Source organism: Actinomadura spongiicola (assembly GCF_003432485.1).
In the GTDB taxonomy this organism is placed as follows: Bacteria; Actinomycetota; Actinomycetes; order Streptosporangiales; family Streptosporangiaceae; genus Spirillospora; species Spirillospora spongiicola.
On the sequence record NZ_QVNQ01000001.1, the window covers coordinates 83,807 to 102,903 of the forward strand.

Genomic DNA, 19,097 nt, shown 5'->3' on the forward strand with positions numbered 1-19,097 from the left:
ATGTGACGGGACCGGTGACCGTGGACCGGCTGCGGCGCGCCATCGCGCAGGTCGAGACCGTCCGGAAGCGGGCGGATACGCGGCAGGCCGCACTGGACAAGAAGCAGGCCAAGCTGGACAACGATGACGCCGAGCTCGCCGAGAAACAGTCCGAGCACCAGCGAAAGGAACAAGACCTACGGCGCCGCGAGCAGTCACTGGACGCCGACGAGAGGCGGCTGGCCGAAGAGCGGGAGCGACTGGCAGACCTGCAACAGGAGGCCAGGCGAGACTTCGCCGGATACCGGCGGACACAGCTCGACCTGCTCCAGCAGGAGCTGGACGAACGCCGGGCCGATTTCGAGCAGAGACAGCGCGAGCTGGAGAAAGAACACGCGGACCGGTACTCGCAGCGCGAGCGGGAACTACTGACTTCCCGCACCGAATTGGACGAACGCGAGGCCGCACTCCACCGCGGGGAACTGGAGCAGAAACGTCTGGAGCGCCGGCTGACCGCCCGTGAGGAACATCTCGACCAGGAGGTCGACGACCGGATCCGGGAGCGGATCGCCGGACTGCAGACCGAACTGGAGCTGGCCCGCCAGGACACCGCGGGTCACCGGCAACAGCTGGAGGCCATGCGAACCCTCGCCCAGCAGCGGGCCGACGAGCTGGCCCGGTACGAGGCGGCCGAGGCGGAACTGAACGGAATGGGATTGTTGGAGGCAGCCGCGAAATTGCAGCAGCTCCAAGAGGACAACCGCAAACTGCGAACGTTGCTGGCCGCCAACCCCCTCCAGGACCGGGAGCGGGTCGCCGAGCTGGAAGCCCGCCAGCACGATCTGTTGATCGAGCGCGACGAGCTCCTCCGGCAGAACGCCGAACTGCGCCGGCACACCACCGCGACGATGATCTCCGCCACCGAGCGGGAGAACGCGCGCATGATCAACCAGGCGCTGCAGCGGCAGAACGAGGTGCTGACCAACGAGATCGACCAGCAGTCGGCGCGGCTCAAGCAGATGCAGGAAGTGCTCAAGGACAGCTCACCCTTCCCGGCTTGCTCGGCCATGGACGATGACGAGACCTGCCAGATCGCTCCCGTCCTGGACGGTGCGCCGATCCGGTTGCGTGATCTCATTACCCGGATTCGTGGCCGGATGGCCATCGACCTTGGGCTGTACTACTCCGAGGCCGACCTGCGTTGCTTCGTCGCCGGTATGGCCGCCAGCCGCCTGCACCTGCTGCAGGGCATCAGCGGAATCGGCAAGACCCGCCTGCCCGAGGCGTTCGCCCAGATCATCGGGGCCGGACGGGAGACCGTCGCGGTCGCCGCCGAATGGCGCAGCCCGCAGGACCTGCTGGGCTACTACAACGCCTTCGAGCGCAAGTTCTACGAATCAGAGTTCACCCAGAGCCTGTACAAGGCGCGGCTGCCTCTGTATCGGGATAAGCCGTTCATCGTGGTGCTCGACGAAATGAACCTGTCACACCCGGAGCAGTACTTCAGCGATCTGCTCTCGGCAATGGAACGCAAGGAGAGCAGTCCGGGCGAGCGTCAGTTCCTACCCCTCATGACCGCCCCGGTCTCGCTGGCGCCGCGCCTACTGCACAACGGCCGCGCCTTGGAACTGCCCGAGAACGTCTGGTTCATCGGAACCGCCAACAATGACGAGACCACGGTCAGGTTCGCGGACAAGACCTATGACCGCTCACACGTGCTGGAACTGCCGCCCAAACCTCCACGTTTCGAGCCGGGCGAGGTCCGCCCTCTCGCCCCCATCTCGTACCGGACGCTCATGAACACCTTCGACGCGGCCGAGGCGACCGACGGCGGTGAGGCCGAGAAGGTGCTGGCCTTCCTTGACGACGGGCTTGGAGAGCGACTGCGCGGCGACTTCGGGGTGTCTTGGGGGAGCCGATTGGAGCGGCAGGCCAGGCGATTCGTCCCAGTAGCGGTCGCCGCCGGGGGGCGTCCCGGGGAGGCCGCCGACCATCTACTGGCCACCAAGGTGCTGCGCAAACTGATGGGTCGCGTCGAAATCGCGCCCGGCGACCTGCGGGAACTGCACGAGGAGATCACGGTGTTGTGGTCCTCTGCCTTCCCCGGGACCGTCCCTCGCAAGTCCCTGCAGGTGCTCGAGCGCGAGATCAGGTCGCTGGGTCTCGGATGAGCGGGCGGCCAACGCTCTGGGACCGGGTCACCGGTACCCCGTGCACCGTCCCGCAAGGCACCGTCCTGCTCGGCCGGTACCAGATTCCGCAAGGTGGGCGCGGCTACGCCGTTAACAGGACGGCCATCGCACCAGGTTCGTACCTTGCGGCCGGAGCCAGGGGGTGGGAGCTACGGCATGGCGCTGAACGATGGCAGGGCGACTTCGGGGCCAGCCCGACCCCGACGCCGCTCGCCATGGAAAGCATCGCAGTCATCGCCGCCAAAGTGGCCGACCTACGCGACAGGAAGGCGCCACTGAACGAGTGGAGCGAGGTCGCCCCCATGGTGAACGGGGTGTCACAACGCCTGCACCCGCATCGCTTGGAAGATCATCTCCGTGCGGAACTCGGTTACCTGCGGGCCGTATGCCGCGCCCCACACGCACGGCTGCGCACCGAGCATGTCCTGGTGCCGGTGAGCCAGGCCCGACGGATGACCTGGCGCACCGTGGTGCATCTGGCGGCGCACAGCGAGACGTGGGAGGCGCGCAGGCTCCACGGCGTGGAACCCGCCCAACTGCTGACACCTGTACAGGTTGCCGACCACGATCTCTACGAAAACCGGGTAGTGGGCACCCTTCTCGACCGCCTCTGGCGACACGTCCTGGCGAGGATCGCCGAGATCGACGCGATCGATTCCATGATCCGACAAGGGCAGGGCTTGCTGGAGCAGGCCGAGGCGCGTCCGGACTGGCGGCAAAAGCGGCGCCTGTATACGTTCATCGCCGAACTGCTCCAGCACGACGACCTATCCGACCGCATCGAGCAGCGGCGAGCGGAACTGCTGGCACTGCGAGGAGCCCTGGCCCCGCTCCGCAACTCCGAACTGCGTGCCGGGATTCGCAGCCCGTACACCGGGCCACCGCGGTTGCGTCCAACCAACCTTTTCGACAACGACGTCAACTACCGGCATTGCCGCAGGCTCTGGGATGTGGAGGTCGCGTCGCGTCAGAGCTCGGATGACCGCGACGACCTCGCCGAGGCTCTGACCACATGGTGTCGCGACTTCGCGTACTACACCCTGATCCTCATGCTGCGCTCGTTGGAGCAATTCGGTGTAGTTCCGACCACCACGGAGGGCCCGGGGATCGGCGAACCAGGGCCTCGCTACACCTACAGGAAGCATGACGTCCGGCTCGACTGGGACCGCGATGACACCTTCACCCTGCTGCTCGACGACGATCCGGTCCTGCGGGTGGTCCCCGTCCCCCATGCGCTCACTAGGCAACCAGAGCACCTTGACCAGCATCTCAAGGCTCTCCGGCGAAGCGGCGGCGCCGAGGTCGCAGTGCTGTACCCCGGTGAGCTGGTCGAGCGGGAGCGAATGCCGCCGGACCAGCGCATTGCTGTACACGATGCAGCCGGGACTGCCGCACTGCCCATGATGGTGCCGGTCAGCCCTGCCGACCTTGGCAGCATGGGCCGGCTTGCCCGGACACTACGGGGAGTGCTCGACGAACGGATCATGTTGGAGTATCCGGCACGGGTACCTCGCGGGGTCACCGGGGATGAGTCCCTGACGCGGCGTTTTGGGTGGCTTGATCATCGTGATGGGCAACTATTCGTGACTAGGCCACCTCTCACCAGCGAGGTCGAGCCCCTGGACGCGGTACTGACGGGGCTACGCACTCGCGCCGATGCGGCACGCAGGCAGGGGGACAACCAAGAAGAGATCAACAGGCTTCGTGCTGGGCTGCTCGCCGCCGTGGACCAGGTCACCAAGCTGACCCACTGCCCGATCTGCTCGCACCGTTCCGAGAACCCTGCCGCCGAGTTCACGGTACGGGACGACGACACCTATCGTTGCCGCTGCTCGAACTCCAGTTGCAGCACCGTGTGGGAGTTGCGGCGGTGCCTATCGTGCCAAGCGCGCTACCCGGTGCTAATCGTGCCATCGTCGGCCAACCGTCCCGGCGGCCACGGCGACCTGCTGGACGACAGGTTCTCCCAAGACCTGCTCGCCGTACCGTGCTGGCACAACGCACGAAGCTACATATGCCGCCACTGCGGGGGATGTCCGGAGTCATCCGCGCAGACTTGCGAGCGCTGCCTCGTACGCAATCCCCAGAGCTGAACGATGCAGAGGAGGGGCGACCAGACCGGTTCGGCCACCACCCATGCGCAGTTTTCAGATCGTCAGCTTCAGGTGCTGGCGCGGGTGTCCCCGTCACAGGACTCACTCATCGCCGTTGGCCTTTTCTGCGGCCTTGCCACGCGCGATCTGAAAACGTACGAATATAGATGCCGAGCAGTCCGTGGTCACGTCCCCTCCGAACCCGCGAGGGCGGGACCAGTGTTCTTTCATGTCAATGCGCTGAAGAGCGCCCCCCGACGTCAAGGAGTCCCCGATGTCCTTCGCTGAGCACATCGCGCCGATCTTCCGCGCGGCCATGGAGCTCCTGCGGGACGAGGGGCGCCCGCTGAAGCCCGCCGAGGTGCGAGAAGCGGTCGCAGCGCGGGTCACCATCGATCCAGAACATGAGGAACCCAACGCGCACGGGCAGATTCGCTGGCATGCACAGCTGGGCTTCCGTACCGGGGAGGCGGCGTCAATCGGTTGGATGACCAAGAGAAACGGTTGGGCGATCACTGAATCCGGGATCCAGGCCCTCAAGGACTTTCCGGGGGACGAACTCTATCGAGAGTTGGGGCGCCAATACCGGGCCCGGCGCCAAGCTAACGAGACCAGGACCTATGTCGATCCTCGCTGGAAGCGTGTGCGTGAGGCGCTGGCCCAGGTGACGCCCGGATCTTGGACGACCTACGGAGACCTCGCCGATCTGGTGGGCATGGCAGCCCAGTCGGTGGGTGGTTTTATGGCCGAGTCGGGGGCGCAGGGTGCCCACCGGGTTCTACAGGCTAGCGGCAAGATCTCGCCAGGATTCCGCTGGCCGGATCCGGAGCGGACCGACGACCCCCGGGACGTCCTGCAGCAAGAGGGACTCAAGTTCGACGACGCCGGCCGCGCGGATCGCACAAAGCGGATCACCGCTGACGACTTCCGAAAGATGTTCCCGGCCGCGAAGGTGCCCGCACCTCTCCCTGATATCGAAGAGGAATCCGAAGCTTCGGCCCCGTTCGACCAGTTCCAGCAGAACATCAGCTATGCACGCCAACTTATCCAGGGAGGGCAGAATCTGGAACATCTAAAGGTTGGCGCCTTCGATGTCACCGACCTTTACCGAGCGGCCTGGAGCCAGGCCGTCGCCGCGATCGATCACTGGGTCACCCGGGAGATCGTCGATCGAGGCGTCGTTCTCGCGATGCGTCCCGGCGCACCACGGCCTGCCAAGTTCGACAAGCTGACCATGCCCGTGGCGCTCTTCGAGAAGATCCACCACCACTCCGAGCCCCTGGCCGAGGTGTTCCGGGCCCACCTGGAGCGGGAGTTCGAGTACAAGACGTTCCAGAGCCCTGAGAAGATACAAGAGGGGTTCGCGCACGTCAGCGAAGTCAAGCTCTGGGTGAAGGTGGCGGAGATCCTTACGGATCAGGATCCAAGATCTCCGGTGACCTCCGATGAGGTCCGGGCAAGGATGCGAGAGATCGCAAGACGCAGGAACAACATCGCCCACACCGCTGATCACAACCCCGATCAACCCGACCAGAAACTGCCGATCACCGCCGATGAGGCGGAAGAGACGATCGCCTGGCTCGAGTCGATCGCGCTCGCCATCCAGCAGGCTCTCGGTGACCCCGCACCGCCGACGATCGATTACAACTCCGCACCGGTGGAAGCAGGCACTTTGGGGCCTGCGCCGACCGCCCCCGGCGAACGCCGGGATGACACACCGCATGCGAAGCCCGGGTGGGACGAGGAAAGCCTCCTCCAAGCCATCAACCGATACTGCCCCGGCAAGGTCGCGCATACGCTACTAGCGGTGTACAGGCACGCTGAACGGCATGCAGCGTTCCGTGGTTACCATTACGGCGAAGGTGAGTATCCATCCGTCACGGCCCGATTCAGCGTCGGCACTGACGAGGCGGCGACCTGGAGCATCTACATCGGCGTCACGAAATCCATACTATCGATCAACTTTGCCGAACTGCGGGACCATGGCGTCTCTTCCCAAACACTCCATCACCTCGCAGGTAACCTGTCGCAACTTCCTGGTTGGACAGACATTCCTCAGCAATTGAAGAGAGCTGACTACGGCGCACGTGTCTCGATCGAGTCCGCTGCGCTGGCTGCGCCCAACACAACAAATGTCGTTATCGAGGCGTTCAACGCCCTTCTGGTGTCAATGAGTGACCGATCGTAAGCGAAGACCGTGGCCTGGTTGTCGACAATCCCGGGCTAGGAATTCTCGCGGCGCGTCCTATCGGAATCCTCGCTGGGGCCGCTGCACCAGTCCCGGTTTTGAAACGAGGACCTGCCCCGAAACCGCGCAAGGCAGCAGGGCCGACGAGATCGACAAACGCGCCTTCGCGTAGGGAAGGGCGCCAGGGTGCAGGTGGCCGGAGCGGGAGGCGCGAGTGGCGATCGCATGGATGAGTGTCGTGGGGCTCTACGGGTCTACGCGAGCGCGATGCGCCGATCGGGTCGGGCGCTGAGCAGGAGATCGTCGTCGCGAAGGCGCCGGCTGGTCAGGTGGGCGAGCCGAAGTGGCCGGTGCGGTTGGTGGAGGCCGTGAGGACGGTGGTGGGAGGCATCGCCGTTTCACCGAAACCGACATATGCCTACAGGTGGGCATAGATTTATCGCTATGAGAAAACCCAAACAGCGTGCTTCATGTGCGTTGCGGCCGTAGCCTCCTACTGTTCTCGCATCGGGCGGGGCTGACCGCCCGCCTCACCGGAACCCGCGCGACCGTCCTCCGGCTTCGCGCCCCAAGGAGAGATGGAGCCGCAGATGGAGCGAGTACTCATCGTGGTCGTGGTGATCCTCGTGGCGCTGATCGCGGCGCTGCTGGCCGCATTCCTGAAGTGGCTGGACGGTGGTCGGGTCATCGGGTCCATCGCGGCCGGGGCCGCTGCTTTCGCCGCCGCAGTCCCGGTGGTCGTCCTGCTCATGAAAACGGGCGGGATCGCGTGAGCAAGGACGCGGGAACGGCTGGCCCGGTCGCCAGGAGTGGAAATGCCGTCTGAAATCCGAATGCCCGTGCGTGACCTGGGTGGGGTTCTGGGCTTCCATGAAGCCTGTCACGTCGTGGCCGGACTCATAAGTCTGAGGGCTCAGGCGCGAAACAATCCGCACGGTGACCAGTATTCCTTGTGGAACTGGCTCCTGGATAAAACGGATAAGCCCCAGCGGCAGATGGGGCTTTCAGTACGAGAATGCTTGCTCCGGTACCAAGACGAGGAGGGGCGCGGATTCGTGTCGCGTCTTCCTCCAACGGCCGACGACACGCTACGTCGCCTGGTCAAGGCGATCCACCGAGCCGACCATCTCATTGAGTGCCTTGACCAGTGCTTTCAGGACCTGTCCGAAGCGAACGCGAAAAGCGGAGATTACTTCACCCGCAACGACGTCGTGCGGTTGATGGTGGCAGCGGCGGATCCTCAGGAAGGCCAGCGAGTGCTTGATCCGGTGTGCGGTTCAGCCGGATTGCTCATCGGCGCCGATCGCCACGTGTCCGAGCGCACGGGCCGGCCATCGAATCTCAAGCTGATCGGTCAGGACGTCCACCCCTCCGCGCTCCATGTGGCGCGGATGAACCTAACCGTCCGCGGCATCCACGCGCGGCTTTCCGAGCCGGTGGACAGTCTCGCGCGGCCTGCCGAGTCCTCATATGACATCGTCCTAGCCAATCCGCCGTTCAACGGCCCGTGGCGTGCCGACCCGCGCACGGACGATCCGAGGTGGTCCGACGAGGCGGCGCCCCCTCAAGACAATGCGAACCTGGCGTGGGTCCTCCACATCGTCCACGCGCTCGCTCCTCGAGGTAGAGCGGCGATCCTGATGGCGGAGGGGGCCGCGACGGGGGCACGACAGGTGGAGCAGCGAGTGCGCGGACGGCTCGTCCAGGAGGATGTCGTCGAGAGTGTGGTTGCACTGCCACCGGGCCTCTTCGCCCACAGCCGTGCCCCCTGCTGTCTGTGGCTTCTCAACACCGACAAAGGTCCCCGTGATGAGTGGGGCAGCAGTGACCGTCGCGGCAAGGTCCTTTTCATCAACGCGCGGAAGGCGTACGAACAGGCGCCGAGGCGCAAGCGTCGCCTCAGCCCGGAAGGGGTCGAGCAGGTGGTGCGGACACTCGGGGCGTGGCGAGAGGTGGATGGGCAATACCGTGACGAGGCCGGTCAGTGCCGTTCCGTCACCGCCGAGGAGATCGCCGATCAGCGATACGACCTGCAGCCGCCGAGGTACACCGATGAGCCCGGCATCGACGAGACCCTGGAACAGCGGCGGATCGACGAGCTTGCTGCCGAACTCCGGGAGAAGTTCGAGGAGTCGCGCGCCCTGGAGGCCGACCTGCTTCAAGTCTTGGACGAACTGTGATGCGCGCACTCGATGGTGAGGGCTGGCAGCGCAAAACGGTGGAGGAGGTAGCGGACCGGAAGGTCACCTACGGGCTTCCGGAACACGAGCTCCCCAGCGGCCGGGGGGTGATCAGAGCCGGTGACGTCCGCGACGGCCGCCTCTGGGCGTCCCCCCCGGACCCTGCCACACCGCTGGACGGCAGGGACAGCCGTGCCATCCTCGCCGAGGGCGACCTGGTCGTGGTACTCGTCCGCCGGGTGGGTGACGCGGCGCTGATCGACTGGCGCCATTCCGGCTGTGTGACGACGCGCTCGGTCGGCATTCTCCGCGCACGCGACCACCACATCACCCGCTGGCTGAAGATTTGGTTCCAGACGCCGGTTGCCCGCGCGTGGTTCGACCGGCATGTGTCGGCGCATGTCGAGCCGACCTTGAGCCTCGACCGGCTGAGGGCGATGGAGGTGGTCGTCCCTCCTCCCGGACAAATCGCGACCCTCAGCCGACTTGTCGAGTTGATCCAGGACAAGAGGGATCTGAACCTGCGGATCGCCGCGGACACCGTCGCCTTGGCCGATGCTCATCACGCCATGCTGACGCGACGGCAGCGACAATCATGGACGCCTTCTACATTCGGTGCCATCACTTCGATCATGACCGGGCGGCCAGGCCCATCCCAGGCCGCCGTGAGCGGTGTCGCGACTTGCCGGATAGCGCCGGCCGACGTTCTGCGTGCGGATCCGCCTTACATCGAGGGAGGACGGGAAACGCGTGCCGAGCCGGGGGACGTCTGCGATCCGGGAACCGTACTGGTCGCCTCACGACCTGAGGGGGCCCGCGCAGCACTGACCTGGTCGCGGACCACCCCCGGTCGGGGAGTACTCGCGGTGCGCCCGTCCGATCCCTCAGACTGCTGGTGGCTGCTGCACGAGCTGCGTTCCAGAAGTGAGGAGCTTCCTAAGATCGCGCAAGGTCGGCAGGCAAGGGAGATAAGCCGACGCGCGTTCTCGCGGTTGGAGCTGCAATGGCCCGGCCCGGAGGTTCGCGGGCGGTTCCAGGAAGTGGTCGAACCCCTTCACGACAGAGCCCGCGCGGCCCTTGAGGAGAATCGGCTGCTGGAGGAATTGCTCGATCGGGTGCTGCGGGACGTGTCCTCGATCGCAGCACGCATCTGACGCCATCGCCTTCGGACCGTCCCTCCCGGAGGGGACGGGCTGCGGACTCCCGTCGCCTCAGGTGACATGATGCCAGGGGACGCCGGGAGCTCTGTCAACGGCGGCCGAATTCAGGCTCTGGCACACATTCCGTGAGGCGGGCGGTCGGGTAGGTCACGGTTCGGGGGTTCTGGCCGGTAGCCGGCTTCTTGATCACGAGCATCTGCGGGGTGTCGATCAAGGAGTTGCTGGCGGTCTTGTTCCCTCATCTGGGCCGTGTGCGTGTTGACCAGGTGTTTCGCTCTTGTGCGACGGTGCGTGTCCGAGCCAGAACCGAAACCGTCGAGGCGGAGTGTCCCGGCTGCGGAACGCGCTCACGTCGACGGCACAGCCACTATGAGCGGCGGCTGTCCGATACCGCCGTCGGCGGTCAGGAACTGCTGATCCACCTGCGGGTTCCCAGGTTCTTGTGCCGCAACGACGCCTGCTCCAAGCAGACGTTCGCTGAGCAGGTCCCGGGCCTGACCATCCGCTACGGCCGACGGAGCGCGGGGGCATCCAAGGCGTTGCACGCGATCGCGCTGGCGCTGGGCGGCCGCGCCGGTGCCCGCCTCGCGCACCGCCTGACACCTGCAGTGAGCCGGATGACGCTGATCAGGCTGATCCGCCGGATCCCCGAACCAGCTGTCCAGGCCGGTCCGCGAGTGCTCGGGGTGGACGACTTCGCGTTGCGGGCGGGGGCACACCTACGGCACGGTCCTCATCGACCTGGTGACCGGCCGTCCCATTGATGTGCTGACCGACCGGGCGGCCGACACGCTCGCCGCCTGGCTGAAGAACCACCCGGGAGTCGAGATCATCTGCCTGACCGTGCCGGCGGTTATGCCGACGGCGCCTCCCGCGGGGCCCCGGACGCCATCCAGGTCGCCGATCGCTGGCACATGTGGCGCAACCTGGGCGATGCCGTCGAACGCACCGTTGCCAGGCACCGCGATCACCTGCGCAACCTGCCGCTGAACGCCGCCCCGGGGACCTGGCGGCCGCGCCGATGCCAGCTCCCACCCCGCCAGATCCCGCGCCGCTTCCCGTTCTGCGCACCGGACCGTTCGCCGACCAGATCCGGCAGCGGCACGCCGCCGTTCACGATCTCCTCGCGCGGTCATGACCTGCGCAGCATCGCAAGACTCTCGGCGTGGCGCGCAACACCGTCCGCAAGTTCGCCCGGGCCGCCTCATCCGAGGAATTTCTGGTCAACACCGGGACCGGCCACCGCCCGAGACTTCTTGATGACCACGCCTCTTACCTGCTTCGGCGGTGGAACGAGGGCTGCACCAACGCCGCGCAGCTGAGCCGGGAACTGCGTGAACGCGGGCACCCGGTCGAGAGCCGGGCGGTCCGTGACTACGTGCGCGGCTGGCGCTCGACAGTCCCGGCCACACAACCCGACCCGCCCGGCCCACGGTTCGCAAAGCCACCGGCTGGCTCCTACGCAACCCGGCACGTCTGACCGCAGACGAGCACCACCAGCTCGACGCCCTGACCCGGGCAAGCCCGCCGTTGGCCGCGCTGCGGCGGCACGTCGCCGCGTTCGCGGTGATAATACTCGACCGCCAAGGCCACCGGCTGGAGTCCTGGATGAACGCCGTCCAAGCCGATGACCTGCCCGAACTCCACTCCTTCGTCACCGGTCTACGCCGCGACTTCGACGCCGCACGAGCAGGCCTGACCATGCACCACAGTTCCGGCCCCAGTCGAAGGCCACGTGAACCGGATCAAGATGATCGAACGTCAGATGTACGGCCGGGCCAACCGAGATCTCCTCCGCAAGCGCATCCTGCTCGCCGACTGAGACCGATCACGGAATGTGTGCCAGAGCCAGTATTGGAACTGCCCCGGATCAAGGGTAGGCGGGTCAAACCGTACGTCTGGACCGCCGAGCGCGTCCAGCGCTGGCAGGAGACCGGCAAAGCGCCGGGCCCGGTGATGGTCTGGACGCCCGCACAGACCGGCGCCTTCCTCGACTTCGCCGTCGACGAGCGCCTGTACGCCCTCTTCCACCTGGTCGCCTTCCGCGGTCTGCGACGAGCCGAAGTCGCGGGGCTGTCCTGGCAGGACACCGACCTGACGGAGGCCGGGACGATCACCATCAGGGAAACGCTCCCCGACGAGTACGACGACACCAAGTCGGAGGCCGGTGAACGAACCGTCGCCCTGGACGCGACGACCATCTCGGTGCTGCGGTCATGGCGCGAAAGGCAACGAAAGGAGCGCCTCGCCGCCGGAGCCGACATCTGGGTCGACTCGGGCCGTGTAGTCACCCGAGAGGACGGCAAGCCCGTCCGTCCCCAGTGGATCTCCACACGGTTCGACGACCTCATCGACAAGCATGGACGCGTCCGCCGGAGGCATTTCGAGGAGGGCTGGGCGCCAGACCGAATCGCTCGGCAGCACCGAGTCAGCGAAAGGGCCGTTCGAGGGGCGATCCAAGGCGTCCCGCTGCCGCCGATCCGCTTCCACGACCTGCGGCATGGAGCGGCCACGCTGGCGCTGCTCGGCAAGGTCCACATAAAGGTGATCAGCGAGACGCTGAGGCACTCGCGCCACTCGTTCACCGCCGACACCTACACCTCCGTCCTGCCGGAGGTGTTGAGAGACGACTGCCGAGGCTGTCGCAGCCGTCGTCCCACGCATGTCCGCCGACGACATGACGGACGAGCAGGCGACGCCCTCCATCCCACCCAACGTGGTCTCGCTGGCGGACCGGCGCAAGAGCCGAACCGAACACGCAGGGTAGTCGTCCCGGGTGATCCACTTCGGGGCTCTGACCTGGGCTCGGTGACGCCACCGCGACATCTCGTGCTCACCACGTGCTATCCAGGGCCAACAAAGCGGACATCCCGGAACGCGACAGGGACTTCGTCCAAGATCTCGATCTCGGGCGAAGTCCCTGGTCAGAGAGGCGGAGGATCGGGGATTTGAACCCCGGATGGGCGTGAACCCAAACCGCATTAGCAGTCCCAAACGTGGCCTGAAAGCGCGTCCGGACTCGTGATCTTCCGTCCAGTCTTCGCAGGTAACCGCACTGGCACGCGTCCAACCTGTCTGACTGGTCCGCTCTGATCGTGTCGCGTTCGGACCCACGATGGACCCACACAGCAGCGCCCCGCCCTTCCTCTGGGCGGGGCGCTGCGGCACGTCGTCGTCGAGGACAGGGCCCGGGCTGGGACGTGGTCGTATGCTCTGACGCATCGAGGCCCCGCGCCGTAGCCTGGAGTTTGCGAAGCTTCAGGAAGGGCGGGGCCTCATGTCCGACGATACCGCCGAAACGGTCGGCAGGCGCGTAGCGCGGGCGCGCAAGAAGCGTGACCTTACCCAGCTCGGTCTAGCGCAGCGCGCGAGCTACTCGCGGTCCCACGTCTCACAGGTGGAGGCCGGCCACAAGGTGGCCACTCCCGCGTTCGTCGCGGCGGTAGCTGCGGCGCTCGGCGTGGACCCCGCCGAGATCTACGGGCAGCCGTTCCGCGCCCGGGGCCACGATGATCAGGTGCATTCCGCGCTACCCGAATTGCGGCGCGTGCTCGTGTATGTGGACGTCGGCCCTGAGTTGGCGGGCCCGCCCCGGTCTCTGGACGTGTTGGCGGCCGAAGTCGCGACAGCGCGGCGGCTGATACACAAGGCCCAGTTGACCAAGCTTGCGCGACGCTTGCCCGCAGTTCTTGAGGAACTCACCTACTGGGCGCATGAGACGAACGATCCCCGGGCGTGGTTGCTGCTGAGTCGCGCATTCGGCCACGGCGTCAGTCTCACTCGGCGGTTGGGCTACAGCGGGGATGCCCTGGCGCTGCTCGAACGTGGCGCCGATGCCGCACGTCGATCCGGAGACCCGAACCTCCCCCACCTGGTGACGTTGGCGCGGGCTCTGCTCTCGATGGGCATGAACCAGTACCAGCCTGCCCTTACCTCGCTCGACCAGGCTCGGGCCGACATCGCCCCAGACCGGCCCGACGCGGACGAGGTTGCGGGCGCGCTCGATCTACGCGCGGCCATCATCGCCGCGCGCTCGTCTCGCGGTAGCAACAGCGAGAGCGGACGAGCGTGGGACTACTTCGGCCGGGCTGACGAGCGGATCAAGCAGGGCCGCGGGAGGCCGGTTCACGGGCTGGAGTTCACCGCGGCCAATGTCGCCGTCCACGGGGCCGCGGTCGCCGCTGAACTCGGCGACCTCGACGAAGCCGCGCGCCGTGACCGCGACATCGGCGACCGGACGCTGTCTGCGCTTCCTCCGGAGCGGCGGACGCATCATGAGATCGACATGGCGCGCGTGCTGATCGAGCTGGGCGACTACGGCAAGGCGGAAAGCCGCATCGAGAGCGCCGACCGCATCGCACCGCAGATGGTCACCTTCCACCCCACGGCGCGCGCTGTGGTGGCTCATCTGGTGGACGTTCGGCGGACACTGCCTGAATCGCTGCGGCGCCTTCACCTACGCATGAGCGCGTAGCCGCCAGCGGCACGGGCCGCAACCGCCCCGTGCCCCAAGATGGGGCATTGCTCGGAACAGTCCGGGCGATGGTGTGTCGCATGCCACAGACACCGACCAGTCATGAGGCTGAAGAGAGCAAGCGCGCCCTTCAGGAGGAGTTCCCCGGCTGGTCCTTCATCTTCAGCAGCGCGGGCCGCTGGTGGGCCATGAAGGACCTGGAGCGAGACGAGCGCGGACGACTCGTCAAGCGCGGGGCCGTGAGCGACCTGGACGCAGACACCGCCGATGAGTTGCGCGCCGAGTTGCGCAGGGTGGCGGTGGTCTCTTGACCGGGGCGGCGGCACGGACGGGGCGGTACTCCAGTCACGGGCCGTCGCCCCTTGCTCGGCAGCGCGCCGGGCGTGTGAAGACGTGGGCGCGTGCCGCGGGCCGGTCGGGGCCGTGGTGCGCGTCCACACCAGAGGGGGGCCGCGCGGCCCGGGGCCTTCCCCATTCAGCCCCGGGCCGTGCGGACAACAGCAGGCGGCCAATGCCGGATGGCGCGGCCGCCCGTGGGGAGGCCGTACGCGCACCGGGGGGCGTGTGTGCGGCCTCCCCTTCCAACCAGCGGCCGCGGGTCGCTGGTGAAGTCGAGGCGGCCCCGGCTCCGTGCGCCAACACGGAGGGGATCCGGGGCCTTGATCGGATGGAGGTCCGATCCGAGATGACGGTATCCGACGTGCCGCCGCTGGGGTGGCCAGACACCGACCCTGACCTTGTGGTCGCTGAGTTCGCCCGGGTGTTCCCCGATGCCCTGGTGTGGTTCGGGGAGTTCACCGGTTCGTTGTGGGCGCTGGTGCGCGACCAGTCCGGCCGGTGCCTGCTGCTGGAGGGCAAGACCCCCGCTCAGCTAAGTTCCCGGGTCCGTAAGACCACCGCGCCGTCTCGGCGGCCGGTGCCCGTTGGCCGGACGGCCCGCCACCGTCCCGCGTCGACGGGCCCGGCGCCGGGGCGGCGCGGTGCCGACGCGGGCGCGGCGGCTCGGCCCGTTCCTCATCCCCCGAACGGTCACCACGCCGCCGCGCCCGCCCACCACGCGCCTGCCCACCACGCGGGCGGCGGCCGCCGCGGCGGCTGGTGGCGGGCGCTGGTGGCGCGCGTCGCCGCAGGGCAGGGCTGGTGACGGGGCGGCTCGGTGACGCCGAGCGGCTCGCGGTCATGGAACGTCAGATCGAGCGGCTTACGGCGACGGTGAACGACCTTCAGGCGGCGCTGTGCGCGGCCTACCTCGCGGCGGCCGCGCCGTGGTGGTCCGGACGTGGGGACGGATGTGGGGACGGATGTGGGGACGAGCGCGGGGAAAGGCGGCCGCCCTGGGTGCGGCCGGTGACCACGAGGGACACATGAACCTGCTGACCATGACCAAGACGCCCGATGAGATCTACATCGTCTACGCCGTGCGGGACGGCGAGGAACGGCCGGTGGGGACGTTCCACCAGGAGAACGGCGACTGGTGGACGGGCTACTACGCCAACGGCACGCGGCGGCGGCTGTGGGTGCCGCGTGGTGGTCCCGAGGAGGTGACGCGGCGGCTGTTCGGCGGCCGCTGACGCGCCGTTCTCGGCGAGAACGCGGGACGGACCGGTACGCAACCCTCGGCGGGGAACCGGTCCGTCCCGTGTAACGTTTCTAGCCCTGTGACCTGCGGGGAAGCGATTCCCCAGGGTGGGGAAGCGCTGAGATCCCCGCTACGCCCCGCTGGGTCCTCGCACCCTTGCCCGCAGCGTGTTCGCCCTGGTCAGGCCGGTTTAGCGGCCCACAGGCCCGGAATCTCCAGACCCGTACAGACAGCGAGCACCAGCATTCTCCCGGTGCTCCTCCCCACCGGTGGGGAGTCTCTCCCCACCCCTGGCGCCCGTCTGGGCGCTCGTGTGCGCTGGTGTGGCGGCCGCGCGAGGCACCGACCAGGAAGAACCTCGCGCGGCCGCCGCTGGTCGTCCAGGACGGGCCAGACCGGACGGCCAGCGGACCGGCGCCGCGCCGGGTCCTGGACCTCGGGAGACCCGCGCGGCGGCCGGTGCCGGTGCGGCCGCGCTAGGCGCCCGGGTCGGTCGGCTGGTCGGCGTCGAGCCGCTCTCGGCGCACGCTGCCCACCGTCTTGTGGTCGGCTCCCACCGTCTTGGCGATCACGCGGTCCGACCGCGACGGGTCGGCGGCCAGCTCCTCGGCGATCCGGGCGCGGACGTTCGCGCGTCCCTGCGGCGCGGACGGGCCCTCCTGGTCGCCCGGGTCGCCCGGGTCGCCCTCGGCCTGTCCGGTGTCGGGCGGCTCGGCGTCGGCCCCGGGCGCGGCCGCCTGGTCGCCGTCCTCGGCGGCCGCGGTCGGCTCGACGGGTTCGGCCCAGCCGTAGCGCTGCCACTCCCGCGCGAGGCGGGCCGGGACGGTCAGGACCTGTCCGCCGTAGTGGTGGCCGGTGTCGGTGACGATCTGGCGCCCGTCGCGGACACGGACGCTCACACGCTCGGCGGTCATGCGGGCAGCACCCCCAGGATACGGACGACAGCGGCAGGGTTGGGCAGCACCTCATCAGCGCGCAGCGTGACGCGCACGGCGGTGCGGTCGGAGGAGAACGCGGCCGACTTATCGACCTTCACGTCGGCGTCCGCGCGGATCACGGCGCACACCTGATCGGCCTGGTAGACGTAGATGCTGTTGGCCGTGGTGGCGCTGCCCTGCGTCTCGGTCGTGGACAACTGGGAGGTCAGCCACACCGGTACGCCCTGGATCGAGCGGCGCGGCCCCTCGGTCGGCGCCCCGGCGCCGTCCACCAGGACGGGTTTCGCTGACCCGCTGGTCTCCTTGATCTTGGTCAGCGCCCGCCAGTTCCGGGGGTGCATCACGATCGCGGTGCCCTCGGCGTCCTCCTCGGCGAGCATCCCCAGGGCATCGGCGAACGGGTCAAGGTTGGTCAGCGCGGCCCCGTTGGCGCCCATGCTCAACGTCTGGATGCCGGACTGATTCTTCAGGCCCCGGATCTCCGGCGCGGTACCCGACCCCTCGAAGAACGACCAGTCGAGCTTGAGCGCGACCGCCCGCGCGAGGTTGGTCGCCAGGACGTCTTGGGCGTCGGGTTGGGAGTCGTCCACCAGTTCGTTACTGGCGTAGGTCAACGCGGCCAGCTTGCGCGGGACCGCGGTCACGACATCGGCGTTCGGGTCGGTGGGCGTGATCTCGGTGCCCTCGGCCGTCCAGTTCGCCACCGCGTCACTCAGGACGCGAGGCACGGCCAGCCGGGCCGACGTGGTCGAGATCCGCCGGAAACCCGAATCCAGGCCCACCGACATGGAGGCGAGACGATCGAAGAAGTAGGCGGCGGCCTCGGTCGGGGCGAACGACCCGCCCGCCGTGCCGCTGGTGGTCAACCAGCTCACAGGGTCCTCCCGTGGAAGCGGCATCAGGTGATGCGGCGCGGCCACGGGCCGGGCGCCGTTCGCCCACGGGGCGGACTGGTCCGCGGGGGCGGGCCACAGGCCCGCGGCTCCCCACGTCCACGATCAGGCTACCTCGCGTTTCATCGCTGGTCGAAGATCGCTCCCATCCGTTCGGCCCCGCCACGCGTCCCACGGGTGCCCTGGTCGAAGGACATGAACGTGCCCAGGTGCGGCTTACGCCGGATCAGGTCGCCGATCGCGTTCTGTACCTTGCGCTGGTCCACCTGCCCGTCATCGCCGAGCAACTCCTCAAGCTCGACGCCGAACGCCCACAGGTCGGCGCCGTCGTTCAGCCGGGCCCGCCCGGGGGTGACGGCGATCCGTTCGGCCTCGGCGCGCTGCATCGTGGCGACCCTCTCCCGGAGCTGGTCGCGTTCGGCCTCGGTCTCGCGGAGCTGCGTGCGGTACCGCGCGGCCTCCCGGGACGCGCGGCCGCCCTCGCCCGTCTCGCCACCCTCTGCGGCCTCGGCGCCGCCCTCGCGACCGGCACCCCCGCCGGTGCCCGTGCCGGTGCCCTCGGCGCCGCCGGTCGGCGCCGAGCCGGGCGCCGCGGGCGCGCCGGTCGCGCCCTGGCCCTCGCTCGCCGAGCTCGGCGCCGCCGGCGCCGTCCCGGCGGTCGCGCCGCCCTGGTCCTGGCCCTCGGTGGCGGCCGCGGCCGCGCCGGTGTTCCTGGTGGTCATGTGCTCTTCCCTTCGCTGCGGTCGGCGCCCGCCGTGGGCGCCGCCTGGTCGGTGTTGAACCCGTGCGCTGCTGTGAACCGCGGCGGCGTCGGCGTCGGCAGGAACCGCGACGGGTTCCGGCGTATGCACGCCTCGACGTAGGCCAGCGTGTTCGACGTCCCGGGGCCGATCTGCCGGGCGACGGCGGCCGCGTGCTCGCGCGTCACCGTCCGCCCCGTGGTCTCGCCGAGGACGACGATGATCCGCTCAATCACCTGAGTGGTGGTCTGAGATGAGTTCTGACCAGGATCTGTCTTGTGGCTCTCTGTGAGCCCTCTCGCGGGCTCACGCTGCGCCCTCTGAGGGCTCACACTGCGCCCTCTCTGGGCTCTCTGTGAGCCCTCTACTGGGCTCTCTGTGAGCCCAGTCGGATCCCGCAGCACGTAACGCGTGCGCGCTCGCTTGGACCGGGCTAGCTCGATCGGGGGCCGGTGGCGAACGACCCAACCGGCTGCCTCCAGCGTGCTCAGGTGGCGCTTGACGGTCGCCTCACTTAGACCCGAACGTTCGGCGAGCTTGCTCAGGCTTGGGGAGTACTCCCCCGTCTCACATGTCCGCGCGTCCGCGTGGACCAGGAGCACGAGCGCGAGGTAACGGGCCAGCGGAGGGAGAGCAGAGGCCAAGACTGCGCGTTCGACGTCCCAGCGGCGGCCCTGCACG

Annotated in this window: 18 protein-coding genes and 1 pseudogene; 13 read left to right on the plus strand and 6 right to left on the minus strand. The window is 68.0% G+C overall.

Annotation, left to right across the window (positions count from 1 at the left end):
- Positions 1 to 2: 2 nt before the first annotated feature.
- The 7 genes from D0T12_RS00385 (at position 3) to D0T12_RS36245 (ending at position 10,556) form a co-directional block, all read left to right on the plus strand.
- Complete coding sequence (locus tag D0T12_RS00385) at positions 3 to 2,150, plus strand: AAA family ATPase (RefSeq protein WP_158581355.1); 2,148 nt, start codon at positions 3 to 5, stop codon at positions 2,148 to 2,150.
- Positions 2,151 to 2,386: 236 nt separating this feature from the next.
- Complete coding sequence (locus tag D0T12_RS00390; protein ID WP_147339318.1) at positions 2,387 to 4,264, plus strand: hypothetical protein; 1,878 nt, start codon at positions 2,387 to 2,389, stop codon at positions 4,262 to 4,264.
- A gap of 274 nt (positions 4,265 to 4,538) precedes the next feature.
- A complete protein-coding gene (locus D0T12_RS00395) occupies positions 4,539 to 6,452 on the plus strand; it encodes an MGMT family protein (protein ID WP_117397239.1) in 1,914 nt (637 codons plus the stop codon).
- A gap of 590 nt (positions 6,453 to 7,042) precedes the next feature.
- Complete coding sequence (locus tag D0T12_RS00400; RefSeq protein ID WP_147339319.1) at positions 7,043 to 7,225, plus strand: hypothetical protein; 183 nt, start codon at positions 7,043 to 7,045, stop codon at positions 7,223 to 7,225.
- 42 nt (positions 7,226 to 7,267) lie between these two features.
- Positions 7,268 to 8,632, plus strand: a complete 1,365-nt coding sequence (locus D0T12_RS00405; protein ID WP_117397241.1) for an N-6 DNA methylase — start codon at positions 7,268 to 7,270, stop codon at positions 8,630 to 8,632.
- Positions 8,632 to 9,786, plus strand: a complete 1,155-nt coding sequence (locus tag D0T12_RS00410; RefSeq protein WP_117397242.1) for a restriction endonuclease subunit S domain-containing protein — start codon at positions 8,632 to 8,634, stop codon at positions 9,784 to 9,786. The genes D0T12_RS00405 and D0T12_RS00410 overlap by 1 nt, the downstream gene beginning before the upstream one ends.
- Positions 9,787 to 9,995: 209 nt before the next feature.
- Positions 9,996 to 10,556 (plus strand): transposase family protein, encoded by a 561-nt coding sequence (locus D0T12_RS36245; protein WP_233525763.1) that lies wholly within the window; start codon positions 9,996 to 9,998, stop codon positions 10,554 to 10,556.
- 203 nt (positions 10,557 to 10,759) lie between these two features.
- Here the strand turns inward: D0T12_RS36245 and D0T12_RS36250 are convergent, their stop codons facing one another.
- A complete protein-coding gene (locus tag D0T12_RS36250; protein WP_233525764.1) occupies positions 10,760 to 10,909 on the minus strand; it encodes a hypothetical protein in 150 nt (49 codons plus the stop codon).
- A gap of 48 nt (positions 10,910 to 10,957) precedes the next feature.
- On the opposite strand from D0T12_RS36250, the gene D0T12_RS36255 reads away from it, so the two are divergent.
- From D0T12_RS36255 to D0T12_RS35175, 6 genes are all read left to right on the plus strand, one after another.
- Complete coding sequence (locus D0T12_RS36255) at positions 10,958 to 11,272, plus strand: hypothetical protein (protein ID WP_233525765.1); 315 nt, start codon at positions 10,958 to 10,960, stop codon at positions 11,270 to 11,272.
- Positions 11,273 to 11,631: 359 nt separating this feature from the next.
- Positions 11,632 to 12,744 (plus strand): site-specific integrase, encoded by a 1,113-nt coding sequence (locus tag D0T12_RS00420; protein WP_147339320.1) that lies wholly within the window; start codon positions 11,632 to 11,634, stop codon positions 12,742 to 12,744.
- A gap of 325 nt (positions 12,745 to 13,069) precedes the next feature.
- The gene (locus D0T12_RS00425) at positions 13,070 to 14,266 is read left to right on the plus strand and encodes a helix-turn-helix domain-containing protein (protein WP_117397244.1); all 1,197 of its coding nucleotides are present in this window, start codon (positions 13,070 to 13,072) and stop codon (positions 14,264 to 14,266) included.
- An 80-nt stretch (positions 14,267 to 14,346) separates the two neighbouring features.
- Positions 14,347 to 14,577, plus strand: a complete 231-nt coding sequence (locus tag D0T12_RS00430; RefSeq protein ID WP_147339321.1) for a hypothetical protein — start codon at positions 14,347 to 14,349, stop codon at positions 14,575 to 14,577.
- A gap of 374 nt (positions 14,578 to 14,951) precedes the next feature.
- A complete protein-coding gene (locus D0T12_RS00435) occupies positions 14,952 to 15,410 on the plus strand; it encodes a hypothetical protein (RefSeq protein WP_147339322.1) in 459 nt (152 codons plus the stop codon).
- A gap of 220 nt (positions 15,411 to 15,630) precedes the next feature.
- On the plus strand, positions 15,631 to 15,837 hold the full coding sequence (locus tag D0T12_RS35175) for a hypothetical protein (protein WP_117397247.1): 207 nt from the start codon (positions 15,631 to 15,633) through the stop codon (positions 15,835 to 15,837).
- A gap of 484 nt (positions 15,838 to 16,321) precedes the next feature.
- Here the strand turns inward: D0T12_RS35175 and D0T12_RS00445 are convergent, their stop codons facing one another.
- From D0T12_RS00445 to D0T12_RS37235, 5 genes and pseudogenes are all read right to left on the minus strand, one after another.
- A complete protein-coding gene (locus D0T12_RS00445) occupies positions 16,322 to 16,759 on the minus strand; it encodes a hypothetical protein (protein ID WP_117397248.1) in 438 nt (145 codons plus the stop codon).
- Positions 16,756 to 17,658, minus strand: coding sequence for a phage major capsid protein (locus D0T12_RS00450; RefSeq protein ID WP_158581356.1), 903 nt, complete (start codon positions 17,656 to 17,658; stop codon positions 16,756 to 16,758). The genes D0T12_RS00445 and D0T12_RS00450 overlap by 4 nt, the downstream gene beginning before the upstream one ends.
- Before the next feature lie 140 nt (positions 17,659 to 17,798).
- Positions 17,799 to 18,398, minus strand: a complete 600-nt coding sequence (locus D0T12_RS00455; protein ID WP_117397250.1) for a hypothetical protein — start codon at positions 18,396 to 18,398, stop codon at positions 17,799 to 17,801.
- Positions 18,395 to 18,652: a hypothetical protein gene (locus tag D0T12_RS36260; protein ID WP_233525766.1), complete on the minus strand. Its 258-nt coding sequence runs from the start codon at positions 18,650 to 18,652 to the stop codon at positions 18,395 to 18,397. The genes D0T12_RS00455 and D0T12_RS36260 overlap by 4 nt, the downstream gene beginning before the upstream one ends.
- A gap of 231 nt (positions 18,653 to 18,883) precedes the next feature.
- Positions 18,884 to 19,096 (minus strand): annotated as a pseudogene (locus tag D0T12_RS37235) (helix-turn-helix domain-containing protein); the annotation flags it as partial.
- Position 19,097: the final 1 nt, after the last annotated feature.

Excerpts from the sequence above, each read along its gene's own strand:
- D0T12_RS00390 (WP_147339318.1), top strand. The coding sequence starts at position 2,387 with ATGGAAAGCATCGCAGTCATCGCCGCCAAAGTGGCCGACCTACGCGAC.
- D0T12_RS00395 (WP_117397239.1), top strand. The coding sequence starts at position 4,539 with ATGTCCTTCGCTGAGCACATCGCGCCGATCTTCCGCGCGGCCATGGAG.
- D0T12_RS00400 (WP_147339319.1), top strand. The coding sequence starts at position 7,043 with ATGGAGCGAGTACTCATCGTGGTCGTGGTGATCCTCGTGGCGCTGATC.
- D0T12_RS00405 (WP_117397241.1), top strand. The coding sequence starts at position 7,268 with ATGCCGTCTGAAATCCGAATGCCCGTGCGTGACCTGGGTGGGGTTCTG.
- D0T12_RS00410 (WP_117397242.1), top strand. The coding sequence starts at position 8,632 with ATGCGCGCACTCGATGGTGAGGGCTGGCAGCGCAAAACGGTGGAGGAG.
- D0T12_RS00425 (WP_117397244.1), top strand. The coding sequence starts at position 13,070 with ATGTCCGACGATACCGCCGAAACGGTCGGCAGGCGCGTAGCGCGGGCG.
- D0T12_RS00430 (WP_147339321.1), top strand. The coding sequence starts at position 14,347 with ATGCCACAGACACCGACCAGTCATGAGGCTGAAGAGAGCAAGCGCGCC.
- D0T12_RS00435 (WP_147339322.1), top strand. The coding sequence starts at position 14,952 with ATGACGGTATCCGACGTGCCGCCGCTGGGGTGGCCAGACACCGACCCT.
- D0T12_RS35175 (WP_117397247.1), top strand. The coding sequence starts at position 15,631 with ATGAACCTGCTGACCATGACCAAGACGCCCGATGAGATCTACATCGTC.
- D0T12_RS00445 (WP_117397248.1), bottom strand. The coding sequence starts at position 16,759 with ATGACCGCCGAGCGTGTGAGCGTCCGTGTCCGCGACGGGCGCCAGATC.
- D0T12_RS00455 (WP_117397250.1), bottom strand. The coding sequence starts at position 18,398 with ATGACCACCAGGAACACCGGCGCGGCCGCGGCCGCCACCGAGGGCCAG.